Annotated in this window: 16 protein-coding genes and 2 pseudogenes; 9 read left to right on the top strand and 9 right to left on the bottom strand. The window is 69.2% G+C overall.

Going from position 1 to position 15,756, the window contains the following annotated elements:
- Positions 1-344: 344 nt before the first annotated feature.
- Positions 345-1,715, bottom strand: a complete 1,371-nt coding sequence (locus ACOBQB_RS13395; protein ID WP_423591697.1) for an alpha/beta hydrolase — start codon at positions 1,713-1,715, stop codon at positions 345-347.
- A 329-nt stretch (positions 1,716-2,044) separates the two neighbouring features.
- Complete coding sequence (locus tag ACOBQB_RS13390; protein ID WP_423598450.1) at positions 2,045-3,322, bottom strand: FAD-binding oxidoreductase; 1,278 nt, start codon at positions 3,320-3,322, stop codon at positions 2,045-2,047.
- A 211-nt stretch (positions 3,323-3,533) separates the two neighbouring features.
- Here ACOBQB_RS13390 and ACOBQB_RS13385 point away from each other — a divergent pair, with 211 nt between their 5' ends.
- Entirely contained in the window at positions 3,534-4,073 is a 540-nt protein-coding gene (locus ACOBQB_RS13385) for a MerR family transcriptional regulator (protein ID WP_423591695.1), read from the top strand.
- Positions 4,074-4,089: 16 nt separating this feature from the next.
- Here the strand turns inward: ACOBQB_RS13385 and ACOBQB_RS13380 are convergent, their stop codons facing one another.
- Positions 4,090-4,659 (bottom strand): alpha/beta hydrolase, encoded by a 570-nt coding sequence (locus ACOBQB_RS13380; RefSeq protein ID WP_423591693.1) that lies wholly within the window; start codon positions 4,657-4,659, stop codon positions 4,090-4,092.
- Here ACOBQB_RS13380 and ACOBQB_RS13375 point away from each other — a divergent pair.
- From ACOBQB_RS13375 to ACOBQB_RS13365, 3 genes are all read left to right on the top strand, one after another.
- Entirely contained in the window at positions 4,637-4,912 is a 276-nt protein-coding gene (locus ACOBQB_RS13375; protein WP_423591692.1) for a hypothetical protein, read from the top strand. The genes ACOBQB_RS13380 and ACOBQB_RS13375 overlap by 23 nt on opposite strands.
- A gap of 109 nt (positions 4,913-5,021) precedes the next feature.
- On the top strand, positions 5,022-5,240 hold the full coding sequence (locus ACOBQB_RS13370; protein WP_423591691.1) for a hypothetical protein: 219 nt from the start codon (positions 5,022-5,024) through the stop codon (positions 5,238-5,240).
- A gap of 126 nt (positions 5,241-5,366) precedes the next feature.
- Positions 5,367-6,032, top strand: a complete 666-nt coding sequence (locus ACOBQB_RS13365) for a hypothetical protein (protein WP_423591689.1) — start codon at positions 5,367-5,369, stop codon at positions 6,030-6,032.
- 157 nt (positions 6,033-6,189) lie between these two features.
- Here ACOBQB_RS13365 and ACOBQB_RS13360 read toward each other — a convergent pair whose 3' ends face one another.
- Positions 6,190-7,431, bottom strand: a complete 1,242-nt coding sequence (locus ACOBQB_RS13360; RefSeq protein WP_423591687.1) for a hypothetical protein — start codon at positions 7,429-7,431, stop codon at positions 6,190-6,192.
- Between the two features lie 133 nt (positions 7,432-7,564).
- Positions 7,565-8,542, bottom strand: a complete 978-nt coding sequence (locus ACOBQB_RS13355) for a DinB family protein (protein WP_423591686.1) — start codon at positions 8,540-8,542, stop codon at positions 7,565-7,567.
- 62 nt (positions 8,543-8,604) lie between these two features.
- Between ACOBQB_RS13355 and ACOBQB_RS13350 the strand changes: the two are divergent.
- The 4 genes and pseudogenes from ACOBQB_RS13350 to ACOBQB_RS13335 form a co-directional block, all read left to right on the top strand.
- Positions 8,605-9,151 (top strand): annotated as a pseudogene (locus ACOBQB_RS13350) (helix-turn-helix transcriptional regulator); the annotation flags it as partial.
- A 180-nt stretch (positions 9,152-9,331) separates the two neighbouring features.
- Positions 9,332-9,940, top strand: coding sequence for a hypothetical protein (locus tag ACOBQB_RS13345; RefSeq protein ID WP_423591685.1), 609 nt, complete (start codon positions 9,332-9,334; stop codon positions 9,938-9,940).
- Positions 9,937-10,752 (top strand): SDR family NAD(P)-dependent oxidoreductase, encoded by an 816-nt coding sequence (locus ACOBQB_RS13340; RefSeq protein WP_423591683.1) that lies wholly within the window; start codon positions 9,937-9,939, stop codon positions 10,750-10,752. The genes ACOBQB_RS13345 and ACOBQB_RS13340 overlap by 4 nt, the downstream gene beginning before the upstream one ends.
- 410 nt (positions 10,753-11,162) lie before the next feature.
- Positions 11,163-11,603 (top strand): annotated as a pseudogene (locus tag ACOBQB_RS13335) (transposase); the annotation flags it as partial.
- Positions 11,604-11,680: 77 nt separating this feature from the next.
- Here the strand turns inward: ACOBQB_RS13335 and ACOBQB_RS13330 are convergent.
- The 4 genes from ACOBQB_RS13330 to ACOBQB_RS13315 all read right to left on the bottom strand — a co-directional run bounded on the left by ACOBQB_RS13330 (position 11,681) and on the right by ACOBQB_RS13315 (position 14,590).
- Entirely contained in the window at positions 11,681-12,283 is a 603-nt protein-coding gene (locus tag ACOBQB_RS13330; protein WP_423591681.1) for an NAD-dependent epimerase/dehydratase family protein, read from the bottom strand.
- Between the two features lie 491 nt (positions 12,284-12,774).
- The gene (locus ACOBQB_RS13325) at positions 12,775-13,272 is read right to left on the bottom strand and encodes a nucleoside deaminase (protein ID WP_423591680.1); all 498 of its coding nucleotides are present in this window, start codon (positions 13,270-13,272) and stop codon (positions 12,775-12,777) included.
- Between the two features lie 144 nt (positions 13,273-13,416).
- Entirely contained in the window at positions 13,417-13,887 is a 471-nt protein-coding gene (gene cynS, locus ACOBQB_RS13320; protein WP_399931853.1) for a cyanase, read from the bottom strand.
- 103 nt (positions 13,888-13,990) lie between these two features.
- Complete coding sequence (locus ACOBQB_RS13315; RefSeq protein ID WP_423591678.1) at positions 13,991-14,590, bottom strand: carbonic anhydrase; 600 nt, start codon at positions 14,588-14,590, stop codon at positions 13,991-13,993.
- Positions 14,591-14,716: 126 nt separating this feature from the next.
- Between ACOBQB_RS13315 and cynR the strand changes: the two genes are divergently transcribed.
- Positions 14,717-15,610: a transcriptional regulator CynR gene (cynR, locus tag ACOBQB_RS13310; RefSeq protein WP_423591677.1), complete on the top strand. Its 894-nt coding sequence runs from the start codon at positions 14,717-14,719 to the stop codon at positions 15,608-15,610.
- Positions 15,611-15,756 lie beyond the last annotated feature (146 nt).

The raw sequence follows: 15,756 nt of genomic DNA, 5'->3' as shown, positions 1-15,756 counted from the left end.
CGCAGGCTATTCGCCCCCGGCTCGAACAGCGCCATCGGCCGGAGAGCGGGACAACGCCGAGAGGGACCGGCAGCTATCACGTAACCGTGCCCCGCTCGGAGCGAGCCACGCGGAAGGCACCTGACAGGCAAAGGTCCGGTCCGGGTCAGGCGCCTTTTCCAGTACCTAGAAGAAACCGAGCTTCTTCGGTGAGTACGACACCAGGAGATTCTTCGTCTGCTGATGGTACATCAGCTGCATTGGCGCTGACCTGGGGAAACGATGCTTTGTAAGCCTTTCGCCCGGGGGTTGGTCCGGTAATGGTCCGGATCTTGATAGCCACTGGCACGGGCGGCAGGGGTCGGTCAACAGTGTGAAGCCGTGGGAGCGATCGGGAGCAGGGAGTGCGCTCCCGCGGGCCGCCCGTGCAATCGACTACGACCGGTGGACGTCGCAGAGCCATCCGGCGGGATAGAAGCGAGCGGGTGCCCCGCATGGCCACTTGCCCCGGTAGGCAATCGGTCGCGTCCCCGGCACCGCAGGCCTTGTGCTCGGAGCGGGCTCTGGTGGGCGGGGCGCCGGGATGGTCCGGCGCGGCTGGCGGCCGGACGCGGCACGTCGGGTCGCCGTCCTCCATGGGACGCCGCACCTGACGTGGTCCGCTTCTTCGGACACGGCCCCGGGAACGGCTCGTCGCACTTGGCGAGTGACGTCAAAGCGTCGACTCCACTGTCTGGGGGGCAGCATGCCCTCGGGACCATCCCCGCGGGCGCGGGGAGCACGGCATAGTTGCGAACCGGCGCAAGGCCTGTCGGGTCAGGCCCGCGAGTCATCAGCATCACGCGGGGCAGTTGCTGCCGGAGTCGAGCGTGTCGCAGGCTGCAACGGGCGTCGGCGGGCGGGGTTTCGAGGTCGAGGAGATACTCACTGACCACGTCGTCGACGCACTTACTGCCGCCGAGGATATAGACGCCGTGCTGCTTGCCGTCGGCTGTGAGCAGGCTTCCGCCGAGAGCTCGCGCCATCGCGATGCCACCCTCGTGCGGTGTCGCAGGATCGCCGGTGACCGACACGACGAGCGTCTCGGGGAGGCCTTCGACATCGGCGAGCCAGGGTTCGTCACGTGTTGGCGGCGCGGGCCACGCCTCGCATTCGCTGTGGTAGTTGCCCGCCGTGAGCGCGTCAATGTCGAACATCGGAGCGGCCTTCCCGATCTCGCGTGCGAGCGCGGTCTGTTCCTCCGGCGTCGGACGGGGTGAGTCCATGCAGCGCACAGCGATGTTCGTGTCGAAGTCATGGCCATAGGCGCCGTCCGCCGTGCGAGCGTAGAAGGTGTCGCGCAGGGCGAGCATCCGGTCGGCGTTCCCCGCTTCGAGCGCGGTCAGGGCGGAGATGACGTCGGGCCATTTCTTTTCGGAGTACAGTCCGCCGCTGATGCCGAGATAGACGTCCCGGACGCTCAGGCCCCGGCCGTCGGTGGTCGGTGCTGGTGTCTCGATGAGCGGCTGGACGATCTCGCGCAGGCGGTCGTTCGCAGCCGCGGGGTTGGAGCCGAGAACGCAGTCGGGCGAGTCTGCGCAGTGTGCGGCGAGGTCGTCGAAGCGCGCCTGCAGTCCGGCGAAGGAGGAGAGGCGGTACTCGCTCGCCGTCAGGTCGGGCGAGACGGCCCTGTCGAGGTCGGTCCCGGCATCGAGGACCTGGTGATGGCGGAAGGTGAGTGTGCGTTCGCCCTCCACTCGAAGTCACGCGGAACCCGGCACACCGCATCCTCACCTGCGAAAACACCCTAAGACCTGCGAATTCGTGGGCGAGACGCCTGCATCGGTGACGCTTGTGGTGGCTTTTCCGGAGATTTTTGACGCTCGGATGACGCTCGTGACGGAAGTCTCTGCCGCACCGCCGTAGTGGTGGTGCATGTGTGCTCGTCCCGGTCGTGGATATCTCGGAGGCCGGGTGGCGGACGAGCCCAGACCGTAGTGATGTAGGCGGGAATGTTGCAGGCAGCTGCGGCGTTGTGGGCGGTGAGGATGCCTCTGACGGTCAGAGTGGTGACGTCGCCTTCGTCTCAGACGGGCGCGGAGCCGGCGTCGGCGGTGTCGATGGGGAGCGGCGTGGCGGCGAAGACGGCATCCGGGTCGACCGCGGACTTCACGGCCAGCAGGCGCTGGGTGTTCGGCCCGTAGGAGTTCGCAACCTGGTCGGGAGTCTCCGGCCCCAGGAAATTCACGTAGCCGCCCGGCGATGAGAACGGTTCGAGCGCCGCGTGAAGCTCTTCCAGCCAGCGCAGGTGGGGTGAGCCACCGTCGCCACGTCCCACGTGGCTGTTGCTTCCGCCGCTCTCCCACATGGAGATCAGCTCGACCATCAGGTGCGGTTCGCGTCGGCCGAAAGCCGTCGAGCCGAGAGGCGGGCGGGTGGCGGCGCCATGGAACTGGTGCCACACGATCGCGGAGAACGGTGAGGTGAACTCCTGGGCGGCGCGTTCCAGGACGGTCGCGATGGCGCTGGAGACGCTCAGGACGGTTCGCGTGCGAATCGCGCCCATCCGCCCGGGTGGGAACATGGCGTCCGTCGCGGCCAACGTCGCGGAACGGTCGACCGGTCCGACCTCGGCGAGCACGGGTGTACCGAGCCTGGCCAGCGCACGCACCGGCCCGTTCTCGGCGTTCCCCGCCTTGAGATCCCCCGACCAGGTCGGCGCGAGGTACACCGTCGGTTTGCCGTCCGGACCGGGAAGGAACCCCACGTCCACCGTCAGCTCGTCCGGACTGTCCTGAAGGATCTCACCGAGGTCGGCCAGGATGCCGGCGCTCTGGGCGATCGGGTACAAGATAGTTCCCGACACCACTGTCGGCACGGGGTGCAGACGGATCCGCGCCGAGGTCACGACACCGAAGTTGCCGCCGCCGCCGCGCAACGCCCAGAAGAGGTCCGGATGATGTTCGGCGTCGGTGTTCACCCGTGAACCGTCGGCCAGGACGACTTCGGCGCCGAGCAGGTTGTCGGCTGCGAGCCCGAACCGCCCGAGGAGGGGACCATACCCGCCGCCGAGCGTGAGGCCGACCATTCCGACGGAGCCCGCCGTTCCGGTGACGGCGGTCAGGCCCGCCCGCTCGGCGGCCGATACGACGTCGGACGAGAGCGCCCCGCCACCCACCGTCGCGTGACGGTGGGTGGCGTCGACCTGGACTTCCCTCATGTCGGTCAGATCGAGAACCAGCCCATTGGGACGGAACGCCCGGCCCCAGAAGTCGTGACCCCCGCCGCGCACGGACATCGGTACCCCATGGTTACGAGACGCGCGTACTCCGGCCTGCACGTCGGCGGTGGTCGCGCACCGCACGACGACAGATGGGCGGACATCCACCGCCGCGTTGAACAGCGCCACGGCTCGTGCGTACTCCGGTCCGTCGGTGAGCACACGGGCCGGTGACCCTGGCCCGGTTGGTGCGCGGGGAACGTTTTCTCGCCGCCTCCGGCAGCCTGACCGGCGTTCTGGTCGCGGCAGGCATCGTCGCGCTCACCGGTTCCGCCAAGGACTTCTTCCTGCGGACATGCGTGACGGCCCGGATTCCGACCCGGACCCGCGTGATCTACGGGCTCTCGACGAGGAGTTGGCCGCCGCCATCGAACGCCTGCAACACGCCCGCGCCGAGGTCGGCGCCCTCATGCGCAGAACGGCCACGGCCGATCTCCCCCTCCGACTCGCCTCCGTGGACGAGACAGCAGAGCTCGCTGACCCCGACCGCTCTTTCGTCACCGTCCTCGGTACGGTCCTCGGCCCCCGTGGGATGGACGCCTACGCGGACTTGCTCCATGAGGAGCCGCAGCCGGTGGCACGCGAATTCGACGAGCTTCCCGCCGATGCGGACGAGCAGGCGCGCCAGAGTCTCGCTGAGCGTCTCGTGTCTTACGTCCGAGGTCTCCGGGCCAAGCATCCCGGGCTGAGCGACCTCGCCTCGGACGCCCCGCGCGGCCGGCAGCACACCGCTCGCACCATCCGCACAGCCATTACCGATCTCTACAATCCGGCCCAGGTCGACGTGATGCGGCGTCTCCACGCACTTCTGTCCGATACGGGCGACCCACGTTGACGGCCTCCGGGGAAGGTCAGTCCGCGCGGCAGGACGTGTCCTTCGCGGGCACCTCGCCCTCGACGAGGTAGCGCGTGACGGTGTTCAACGCGCAGGAGTTGTTGCCCAGGACGTACACGCCGTGCCCGCTGTCGTCGACGCTGACCAGCCGCGCCCGGTCCCCGAACTTCTCGCGCAGCATCTTCCCGCCCCGATGCGGGGTCGACGCATCCCGCCGGTTCTGCAGGAGCAGCACGTTGCGGGGGCCCTCGGCGTCGATCTTCACCGGCGGTTCGGCGGGGGTGTGCGGCCAGAAGGCGCACGGTGTGATGTTGGCGGTGGCGGCGCCGTACAGCGGGTAGCGTTCGCGGTCCTCGGCGACGCCCTGCCGGTAGGCGGTGACGTCCTTGGGCCATGCGACGTCGTTGCAGGTGACGGAGAGGAACACGGTCAGGGCGTTGTCGTTCGGCGACAACGCCCCGTCCGCCGTTTCGTCGGGGACGGCCGACAGACCGCGGGCCGCCGCCTCGTCGCCTTCGAGCATCGCCTGCCAGGTCTGTGCCAGCTTGGGGTACTGCGTCTGCTTGAACAGGTGGCCGAACGTCACCGTGCGCGCCGACACCCACGACCCGGCCCGCGCGACGCACCGCCTCGCCTACCGGTCGACTCGCCGCCCCGGCACCACCGTGCTGTCCCTGCCGCCGAGCGCCACCGGCTGGCGGATCGAGGTGTCGGGCCGCACGGCACACCCCAGCGCCCGAAGTGTGCCGCCCGGGCAGGCACGACAGGTGCGCGTGCGGGCGTCCGACGGAACGGAGGTGGAGGTGACGGTGCGGCCGGGCTCCGGCCGCCGGGGCTGAGACCCCGGGGGGCCTCCTAGTAGAACTCGTTGCGGTCACGCGCGGTGGACCGTCCGCCGCGCGGCGGAAATCGTCGAGGACTTGCGCGCATCCCGGCACGGTGGTCTCCGTGGACGACATGATCCTGGTCGTCACCGACACGGACGGCAGCCGCCGCGGGGTCGCCCCCGAGGACGTACAGCTTGAGGGGCGGAAGGCAACTGCGCTCGTCGACAGCGGGACCGGAGCCGAGCCCTCTGGTGCTGCCTTGATGGCAGACCATGCGGTGATCTATGGGGCACTGTTACATGATCTGCGGTTATCCGTTATGACGGGTCAACTAGGTTGATTGTGTACTCGCCGCACAGCATGGACGGCGAGAGTGAACAGGACAGCTCCCGGCATGGCGCCGCCCGACCAGCGGAGCTGTGCCGTGCGTGCGAACAGATCCATGACCGTGAAGGGGAACCACGTTATGCGTACCACCACCCACCGCCGCAGCGCCCTGCGTACCGCCGCCGTTTCGGCCCTCGTCGGTACGGCGCTCCTGGCCCCGGCCGCGGCCGCGCTGGCGAGCGCGCCCGCCGCTGAGCAGCGCACTGCTGTACAGAGTGTCGTCGCCGCCAAGCCCGTGAAGATCGATATCGGTGCCGGAGTCACCGTCACCGTCAAGGACGGCAAGCCGTACTACAACGGCAAGATCGTCAAGCCGGGCCAGACGGTCAACGACGGCATCTACCTGCACTTGAGCGCCGACGGCAAGCGCCTGTACAGCAAGACGCAGGGCGGTGGCGCGCCGTACGCCATCTGGGACGTCGCGACCGGCAAGAGCCTCGGTACCCAGAAGAACAGCCCCACCGCCGCGGTGAAGCCCGCGCTGACAGCCAAGCCCTCGGCGGCCTCCGTGAAGGCATGGCAGGAGCTGCGCGTCAGCGGCAAGGCCACCGGCATCACGGGGGGCACCAAGGTCGGCCTGCAGCAGAAGCAGCGCGGCATGTGGAAGACGCTGCCCGCCTCCACGACCGTCGACAAGTCCGGCGCGTACAGCCTGCGGGTCAAGCTCGGCCTCAAGGGCAAGAACGAGCTGCGCATGAAGAGCGGCTCCACCCAGTCGCCCGTCTTCACGGTGACGGTTCGCTGACACCGGGGGAGGCGGCCACGAGAGCGGCGGCCAGCGCTACGAGAGTCTCCCACCGGTCACCGGGGCGGGGTTGACCTTGATGATGCCGTCACGGCCTGCCTGCTCCGTGACGCGGACCAGGACAGCGATGGTGTTCTTCACCGTCGAGGACATGGTCCTATCTCAGGGCGTCCAGCTTCACCGAGTACAGCACTCTGTCCTCCTCGCCCTCGGTGAGGCTCCAGAGTTCGTTGGTGGCGTACCAGAGGGAGAGGTCCTGCGGGCGGTACGACCAGTCCTTGCGTGCCTTGAGCGTCCAGCCCGCCGCGGCCCCGCCGACAGCGGCCGTGGAGAAGCGGCGGTTGGCCACGGTCCCCTTGGACATGTTGAAGTGCAGTGTGTCGCCGTTGGCCTGGACGCCCTGGACATCGCTGATCGCGTCGTCGGCGTTCTGGGGGACGGTGGACTTCCAGCCCTGTACGGCCGTCCGGTTCAGCCGGTAGTCGTCGCCGAACCGGTAACGGTAGACCTCGGTGCCGGCATGACTGCCCGTGGTCGACGAGGACCTGTAGTTGCCGCCGACCAGGCTGGCGCCGCCCGCGCTGTTGCGGTCCAGCGAGACGTAGTCGAAGGAGGCGCCGCCGGAGACGTAGTGCCGTACCTCCGGCAGGACGTACTGGTAGTCGCCGCCTCCTCCGTCCTTCTTCTTGTAGATCTTGCGGGTGTCGAACACGCGCACGCCGGCCTTGCCCGCGTCAGGGCCCGGCCGGCCCTCCCAGTTGGAGGTGCTGGACATGAACAAGTAGGGGCCGTACCAGGCCAGTCCGCCGCCGTGCCCGTAGATCCGCCGCTGCACGCCCGCTTCGTCGACCCACACAGGGAGCACGAAGCGGTACTTCATGTCGTCCAGGTTGACGAAGGCGAGCTTCACCGAGTTGTGGCGGTAGTCCTTCTTGGGCGGCGGCGGGTTCTCCGGGTCCGTCACCGGGTCCTGCTTGGTGTTCTGCCACGTCCAACTGACTATCGCGGCGCGGTTGTTTCCGGTGACAGGGATGCCGCTCAGCTGTGCTTCGCCGGAGGTGGCGAGGCCCTGCGGCACCCAGGGCATCAGGTGCGCGTTCTCCGCGCCCTGCTTGCCCTGCACCACGGTGTCCCAGCAGTACGCCGCGCTGGTCGGCACGGTCGGTCGCGGCAGCGCGTCGGCACGTGCCGCGCACTGCGGATCGCCGCTGTCCAGCATCGCGGTGCGATCGGCGCCAAACAGCGCTCCGTTGATCCCCACAGGCGCGTACTCGGCAGTCGGCGGGGTCTGGTACGGGTTGGTCTTCTCGGTCAGTGCGTAGTGGTCGCCCGAGACGTTCAGGCTCACCAGCGGTGGCTGGGGAAGCGGGGCCGCCGCCGCGGGAACCGCTGTGAGCACGGCCATCACTGTGCCGCCGAACACGAAGAACCGCTTCCTCACATGCCACCCCGTCGCCCGCCGTCCCCGCCACGGCGTTGTCATCGACCATGCGGCGAGTTACGCCTGCGCGGCCCCGATTTGCTGGTTCGTCCTACTCGGGAATGACCGCTACCGCGTCGATTTCCACGAGTGCGCCCGGCCGGGCGTGTCCTGCGGTGGAAACGACCGTGATGGCTGTGCGGTGATCGCCCCACACTGATCGCGACGCCGCGTACCCCACCTGTGCGTCGACTCCACCGACGAGGTAGATGTTGAGCTTGGCGACATGCTCGGGACCGGTACCCGCGGCGGCGAGCACCGCCAGCACGTTGCGCACGGCCTGCATGGTCTGCGCCTCGATACCGTCGAGCAGGTTTCCGGTGCTGTCGGTGCCGAGGTGGCCACCGACATGGAGTGTCCGCGCAGCGGGTGTCATCACACCTTGCGTGAAGGCAGGGTTGCGGTGGAGTTCTTCGGGGTCGATGTGGGTCGTCTTCGCGGTCATGAGTTGCTCCCTAGAGGTGCCCGGTTTCGTGTGCAGGTGAAGGTCGCGCAGCGGGCAGACCTCGGACAGGTGGTGGATGAGTTCGCGGTGGATGTGCAGCACCAGGTCGGCCATGGGCATCTCGGGGAAGGTTTCCTTCACCCCGACCGGGGCCCGCAGCCCGACCTCACCAAGGCCGCGCACCCCGGCCAGCCACACGTCGAGCTGGGCTTGGAGCTGGTCGAGCGCGGTGGCCGCGCTGCCGGCGTACTCCCATGTCTCGTAGGACGCTGCCGGTGCGCCGAAGTGCGCCGCGTTGCGCGCGGCGAGCACGCCGACGATCACGTGGCCGAGCCGCCAGGCGATCGTGGTGAAGGCCGCGGGGACCGGCTGGGGGGAGGCGTAGTCCATCGTGAAGTCGCCCGCACCGAGCTGCACAGGCGCCGTCGAGCCGCCGCGCGGCCGCACACTCCAGGCGTCCGGCACCGGTGACCAGAAGTACTCGTCGTCAGTGATGCCCTCCAGCCGGGCGCGCAGCTGATGGTTCCAGTGGAACTCCAACTGCTCACGCAGCGTTCGGTGCACATCGAGTTCGTTTGCGTCCATGCAGGCACCGTGACACCTCTGGCGGACAGGATCGGTCCGCTATCCCTGGCAGGGCGGATGACATGGATACGGCAAGCGGTGGCGGACGAGGGACGACGGAGCGGATGCTCGCGCTGCTCGGGGTGTTGCAGCAGCGCCAGGTCTGGACCGGCCCCGAGCTCGCCGACCGGCGCGGGGTCACAGCCCGCACGGTACGGCGTGACGTCGAGCGGTTGCGTGCCCTCGGCTATCCGGTGCATGCCGGCCAAGGCGTCGGCGGCGGCTACCGGCTCGGGGAAGGACCTGCCGCCGCTGCTTCTGGATGACCAGGAGGCCATCGCCACCGCCCTCTCGCTGCTGATCGGCGCGCACGGCGCAGTCGCCGGTTCCGGCGATGCCGCGCTACGGGCGCTGACCGAGCTCGACCAGATGCTGCCCACCCGGCTGCGCCAGGAGGTGCGCGCGCTCACCGGCTCCGCGGAGTCCTTCGACGCAGGCCGCACGCCGGTCGACGCCGAGGTGCTCATGACGCTCGCCAGAGCTTGCCGCGATCAGGTCGAGGCAGGCTTCGACTACCCGTCCGGGAACGAAAGGCGACGGCGGCGCGTCGAGCCCTACCGGCTGGTCGCCTGACCGGCTTCGGCAGCACGGCCATGCTGGCCGGCGACCACGAACGGGCGCGCGACTTCCACCAGCGGGCGCTGCGCCTCGCGGCGGAGCACAGCTTCAAGCCGGGGGGAGCTCCACGCGGAGATCGGGCTGGGGCTCGGCGCCCGCCGCGAGGGCCGGCTCGACGCGGCCGAGGCGCACATGCGGCACGCGCTGGAGTGGCAGGCCGCGATGTCCTTCGAACCCGGCCGCGCTCCGGTCCTGGCCGAGCTGGGCTTCGTGGCGGAACAGCGCGGCGAAGCGGACGAGGCGCTGCGCCTCCACCTGGAGGGCTGGGAGTCCGCGCGCAACACCGGTGACGTGCGGGCGCTCGCGCTCGCGCTGGAGGGACTGGCGGGAGCGCACTCCCTCGCGGGCCGGCCCCAGAACGCGGCCCTGCTGCTGGGCGTGGCGCACGCGGCCCGTACCTCGGTCGGCATGCCACTGCCGCCGGCCGAACGCGGCGACGTCGACCGCATCTCGGCGGCCGTACGCAGCCACCTCGACGAGGACGCGTACCGGACCGCCCACGACCGGGGCGGTCGACTGACCCCCGAACAAGCCGTCGTCGCGGTCCAGGGCCAGTACGGCGGCTTCCAGCCGCCGGCTCCCCCAAACACGACAGCCCCGCACCATCAACCGCCGCGCCATCGTCAGCGACACAACCAGCCGTTGACATGTTCGAACACGAGCGGGGGTCATCCGGACTCGACGGTGCCACCTATGATCGAACCGCGCGTTGTCGATGGGGGAGGAGCTCAACGTTCATGACTGGTGGGCGAGTTGTCGTCGTCACTGGCGGCGGGACGGGCATCGGTGCCGCGACGGCCCGGTTGCTGCGGGCCGGCGGACACGATGTCGTGATCGCCGGCAGAAGACCGCAGCCGCTGCAGCAAGTCGCTGCCGAGACCGGAGCACTGGCCCACCCTGCCGACGTCGCGGATCCCGAGGCCGTGCGCGAACTCGTCGAGACGACGGTGAAGACCTACGGGAGACTCGACGGCATAGTGCTCAACGCCGGAATCGGGCGAGGCGGCGCGGTCGGCGACACCGAGGTCGAGGACTGGGAAGAGCTGATACGGACCAACCTCACCGGCCCGTTCCTCCTGCTCCATGCCGCGCTACCGCATCTGCTGGAGAGCCGCGGCGCGGTGGTGGCGGTCGCCTCGGTCGCCGCGCTCCGCAACAGCGCCGGTAACGCCGCCTACGCGACGTCCAAGGCGGCCTTGCTCCACCTGTGCCGTTCCCTCGCCGTCGACTACGGTCCGCAGGGGCTGCGGGCCAACACGGTGTGCCCGGGCTGGGTGCGTACGGAGATGGCCGACCAGCGGATGCAACGGTTCGCGGCGGAGGCGGGGCTGGCGGGCGGTGCCGAGGCGGCATACGAGGAGGCGAACCGGCTGAACCCCGCCGGGCGGCCGGGTGATCCCAAGGAGGTCGCCGAAGCGATCGACTGGCTGCTGTCACCCGCCGCGTCCTACGTCAACGGGGCTGTCCTCACCGTCGACGGCGGGCTGACCACGGTCGGCGTCGGTGGCGCCGCCTTCGACTACCGGATCGAGGCACGCACCCCGCACCTGTGACGGACTACCGGGCAGGCTGACGCTCGGGGGGCTTGTTGGTGTATCGCGGGCTTGTTGGCCTGGTGTGTTGTGGGTTCGTTGCGAGAGGCCGGGTGCATGGTTCCAGCGGGCAGTTACGCCGACAACGACCCCGCCAACCTCTCCGACCCCTCCGGCAACTGCCCCTCGTGCATCGGCGCAGGCATCGGCGGCGTCTACGCCCTGACCCACGGGGACGACTTCGACTGGGACGACTTCGCAGGCGCCACCGCCAAGGGCGCCGTCATGGGCGCCGGCGCGGGCGCCCTGGCCCCCGCAGGCGCCGGCTTCGCCGGCAGTCTCGGCCTCTCCGGCGGCCGAGCCCTGGCCACCGCCGCTGTCACCGACGCCGCGACCGGCATGGGCTACACCTATGCCATCAACACCGTGCGATGCCAGCCCACCAGCCCGACAGACCTCCCTATAGGGACACCGTGCTCATCGTGGACGGCACCAGGCGCCAGGGCGTCATCGACGTCGACAGCCGTCTGGTCGTCATGGTCGGTCGACCGCTGCCGGGTAACCGCGCCGACTGCAAGGCATGGGCGGAATCCGGGGCCAAGGCCGTCGTCGGGCACACCACGACGATCGCGGACGGCGGTTACCCGGGCACCGGCCTCGTGATGCCCCATCGGCGCCGGAAGGGCGAGGAGCTTCCGGACTGGAAGCAGGCACACAACAAGTCCCACAAGCAGGTCCGCGCCCGCGTCGAGCACGCCTTCGCCCGCATGAAGACCTGGAAGATCCTGCGTGACTGCCGTCTCAAGGGTGACGGCGTTCACCAGGCCATGCTCGGCATCGCTCGCCTTCACCACCTCGCCCTAACCGGATAACTCACGCCCCCCTCGTTGGCACTGGCTCCTCACTTCGGAGACCCACTGCAACGCCCGAGCAGTGGAGCAAGGGCGAGTCAGGGCTGGAGGTGTTTCAACGTGATCTCGGGCAGGGCGTACGGGCCGCCTTGCGGAGCTTCGGAACCGGCAGGGACGTCGGCGTCGGTGATATGCGACGCATGTGTTTCGGCGTTGTCGATCGGCGTGTGGGCCAGTTCGGATTGCGCGGGGAGTTCCCAGAAGCGGCGGGTGTTGGCAGAAACGGCGTAGACCGTGGCAAAGCGAGTGGAGAAAGGGGCGGCAAGCGCGGCGCGGCAGAAGCCGACGGCATCGCGCGGGCTGAGCCAAGTCGCCAGGTGGCGTGACTCGGTGGGCACTTCCTCGAAGCTGCCGATACGCAGGCAGATAACGGAAACGCCGAACTTGTCCGGGTACAGCCGCCCCAGGGCCTCGATAGCTGCCTTGCTCACCCCGTACAGGCCGTCGGGGCGCACCGGCTCCTGCGGGCCGGTGCGATGGTCCGTGGGATAGAACCCCGTCACGCGGTAGCTGCTGGCCAGCACGACCCGCGGAATCGCCGAGCGGCGGGCCGCTTCGAGGACATGGTGGGTGCCCAGCACGTTGGCGTCCAGGAGTTGCTCAAGCGGTGCCTCGTCCGGCAGGCCGCCCAGATGGAGCACGGCGTCCGCCCCGCGAGCGCGGCCTCGACGGTGGCCGCGTCCCGAAGGTCGACGGTGTGGAGCACCTCATTCGCGGCTTCGACCTAAAGGACAGTGCGGTCGAGCAAGACCAGGCGGCTAGCCTCGCTGCGCAATGCCCGGCGTACGACCGAGCCGATGTTCTCTGCTGCCCCGGTGACGACCACTGTTCCCAGCCCCACTGCGCGCCTCCCATGGTCCGCCTCATCAACGCCCTGATCCGGGCAGGCGGCGATCCTCTCATCGCCGGACATGCCAACCAACGGGTGGGGAGCCAACAGGAGGAGAGGCCCCGCTACGAGCCTCGGCACCATACGGGACAAGCCTTATAGGCACTGTGTTGGAGGGTTTCGCCGGGTTCGGGTTTGCCGCCGGGCAGGTGGAAACGGTCGCGGCTGTGGCTGCGGGTGGCCAGGACCCGGCCCTGGTGGAGCCGGATCCAGGCAGCCTTCTCGATCACGTCGGGTACGCGGTCAGGCGGTGGGGGTGCCGGCCACGCGGCGCTCGCCGCCGTTGCGCTGCTGCCAGAACTTGTAGACGGCGGTCGCGTCCTCGCGTGCCTCGTAGCGCATCGGAAGGCGGCGCTCGTCCCAGGTTTTGGCGAACTCGCTGTAGAAGGTGTCGAGCTCGAAGTATTTGCGGTCGTCCACGTAGTGGGGCTCGTAAGCGTCGCGGGTGGTGAGGAAGACGACCTCGTCCGGGGAGCAGTAATAGAGCGAGCCCAGGCACATCGGGCAGGGGTGGGCGAGGACGTAGATGGTGGTGCCGGTCAGGTGCTCGGTGCACAGCTTCGTGCACGCTTCGCGGATGGCGAGGATCTCGGCGTGGGCGGTGGGGTCGTTGGTCTGGGCGACCTTATTGGGGGACTCGGCGAGGATCTCTCCGTCCTTGACGATGACGGTCGCGAAGGGTCGGCCGCCTTCGGCGACGTTCTGTCGGGCGATGTCGATGGTGCGCTGTGCGAAGTTCATGGGAGTCCGCCAATGGGGAAGGAGCGCGCGCGTGCCGTTTCGGCGTCGGCGGCGGGCCGCGAGGAAATGGAGGGAGGGGCCGGGGCGGGCTCGGGGACGTGGTGGTCCGGGCCCGCCCCGGGTTGTGCTGTCCTGCGGGTTGCCTCAGAAGGGCTTGGTGGGCAGGTACTTGCCGTCGAGGGTGATGACGGCGCGCTCGCCGCCCTCGGGGTCGGCGACCTTCTTCACGTCGAGCTTGAAGTTGATCGCGGAGATGATGCCGTCGCCGAACTGCTCGTGGACCAGGGCCTTGAGGGTGGTGCCGTAGACCTGGAGCATCTCGTAGAAACGGTAGATCGTCGGGTCGGTCGGGATGCCGCCCTCGATGGAGCCGCGGGTGGGAATGGTCTGCAGTAGCATCACCGCGTCGTCGTCCAGGCCAAGGAGCTCGGCGACGGCCTTCGCGGACTTCTCGGGCAGGGCGTGCTGGCCGAGGACGGCGGCGGTAACGAACGCGACCGACAGGCCGGCTGCGTCGGCGATCTGCTGCCAGGACAGGTCACGGCGGGTCTTGGCCTCGACCGAGGCGATCGCGAGCTGCTGACGGGCGCTGTTGTCGAACTGGGCGTGCACCATGAGAGGCGGTTCCTTTCCAGTGGGTGCCGTCCCCATGAGAAGGGGGTGGCAGGTTCGTGGGGGTCCGGGCGAAGGTGCCCGGACGAGATCAGCAGGGGCTGGGTCAGGCCGCGAGGGCCTGGGGCGCGTCGTGGAGTTCCTCGACGGTGCCGGTGGGGATGTCGAACACCCAGCCGTGCAGCCGCACGCTGCCTTCGGCCACGGCGCGGGCCACTGAGGGGTGCGTGGCCAGGTTCGTCAGCTGGGCGGCGACGTTCTGCCGTACCAGGGCTGAGACCTTGTCCTCGCCCGCCGAGGGGGCGATGGCGCGGGCCTGGGAGGCGTCCGCGTGGCGCAGCCAGTCGGCAATGGCCGGGGCGCCGGTCAGGTCGTGGCCCTCGGCGAGGGCGGTCATGGCGCCGCAGGCGGAGTGCCCGCAGACGATGACGTCCTTCACGCCCAGGACGGCGACCGCGTACTCGATGCTCGCGGCCACACCGTCGGCGCCGGGGGTGTAGGCAGGGACGAGGTTGCCGGCGGTGCGGATGACGAACAGCTCGCCGGGGTCGGACTGGGTGATCAGCTCGGGGACGACGCGGGCGTCGGAGCAGCTGATGAACAGCGTGCCGGGCTGGTGGGTAGTGGCCAAGTGGGCGAAGAGCCCGGCCTTGGCGGGGAAGATCTCCCGCTGGAAGCGGTCGATTCCCTGGGTGAGATGACGCATGACCCGTACTCCCTTCGATCGGGTGTGCCGGTGGGGGCCGACGTCATTCACTGTGCACGACCTGCACCTATAGTGTCCAAGACTCGCTACCACTGACAGCTATCGGCCACATCTATAGTTGGGGTCATGAAGCCGGAACTGCGTCATCTGCGCTACTTTCTCGCCGTCGCCGAGCACGCCAATTTCACCCGCGCCGCCGAAGCGCTGCGGATCTCCCAGCCCACGTTGTCGCAGCAGATCCGACAGCTGGAGAAGGCCCTGGGCGTCCAGCTGCTGGACCGCACCGGCCGCACCGTACGCCTCACCGACGCCGGGACCGCCTACGCCCACTACGCCCAGCGCGCCCTACGGGACCTCGCGGCCGGTGAACGGGCGGTACTGGATGTCCAGGACCTCTCCCGCGGACGCCTGAGCCTCGCTGTCACCCCCACCTTCACCGCCTACCTCACCGGCCCTGTGATCTCCGCTTTCCACACCCGCCATCCCGGCATCAGCCTGGATGTACGCGAGATGACCCAGGACCGCATCGAAGCCGACCTGCTCGCCGACCGGCTCGATCTGGGCATCGCCTTCACCGGCACCCACCTCCCGGGCATCGAGGCCACCGCACTGTTCACCGAATCCCTCAGCCTCGTCGTCGGCCCCCACCACCCCGACACCGGCGCATCCGGACCCATGCCGGTCACCGACCTCGGCGAACGCCATCTCGCGCTGCTCAGCGGCGACTTCGCCACCCGACGGCACATCGACCAGCACTTCGCCGACCACCACGTGCAGCCGCGCATCGCACTGGAGGCCCACTCCATCAGCGCCCTCACCGAAATCGTGGCGCGCACCCGGCTCGCCACCGTCCTGCCCGACGCAATCACCCACGAACATCCCCACCTGACGCCCATCCCCCTCACCCCCGCGCTCCCTACCCGCACCGTCACGCTCCTGCGCCGCGACAGCACCTACCAAAGCGCCGCGGCCCGCGCCTTCACCCTTCAGACCGTCCACTGGGCACACGCCCGGGTATGAGTCGGACCGCCCCCAGGCTCCGAAGGCGGCATGTGTGAAGCGCGGCTCCCGTCCTGCACAGCCGCAGATCCCCAGTCAGCGAAACCGGGATCCTCAAGGCCATAGATGCCTCACTCGTTGTAAACAACTCGGCCATGGAGGCGCCA

It is taken from the genome of Streptomyces sp. G5(2025) (assembly GCF_049542075.1).
Classification (GTDB): domain Bacteria; phylum Actinomycetota; class Actinomycetes; order Streptomycetales; family Streptomycetaceae; genus Streptomyces.
This window is presented reverse-complemented; position numbering and strand designations above follow the sequence as displayed.

Bases quoted from the DNA above. Each gene is read 5' to 3' on its own strand.
- ACOBQB_RS13345 (WP_423591685.1), top strand. From the start codon at position 9,332: ATGCGGCACGCGCTGGAGTGGCAGGCCGCGATGTCCTTCGAACCCGGC.
- cynR (WP_423591677.1), top strand. From the start codon at position 14,717: ATGAAGCCGGAACTGCGTCATCTGCGCTACTTTCTCGCCGTCGCCGAG.
- ACOBQB_RS13325 (WP_423591680.1), bottom strand. From the start codon at position 13,272: ATGAACTTCGCACAGCGCACCATCGACATCGCCCGACAGAACGTCGCC.
- ACOBQB_RS13315 (WP_423591678.1), bottom strand. From the start codon at position 14,590: ATGCGTCATCTCACCCAGGGAATCGACCGCTTCCAGCGGGAGATCTTC.
- ACOBQB_RS13385 (WP_423591695.1), top strand. From the start codon at position 3,534: ATGCGTGACGGCCCGGATTCCGACCCGGACCCGCGTGATCTACGGGCT.
- ACOBQB_RS13365 (WP_423591689.1), top strand. From the start codon at position 5,367: ATGCGTACCACCACCCACCGCCGCAGCGCCCTGCGTACCGCCGCCGTT.
- cynS (WP_399931853.1), bottom strand. From the start codon at position 13,887: ATGGTGCACGCCCAGTTCGACAACAGCGCCCGTCAGCAGCTCGCGATC.
- ACOBQB_RS13355 (WP_423591686.1), bottom strand. From the start codon at position 8,542: ATGGACGCAAACGAACTCGATGTGCACCGAACGCTGCGTGAGCAGTTG.
- ACOBQB_RS13340 (WP_423591683.1), top strand. From the start codon at position 9,937: ATGACTGGTGGGCGAGTTGTCGTCGTCACTGGCGGCGGGACGGGCATC.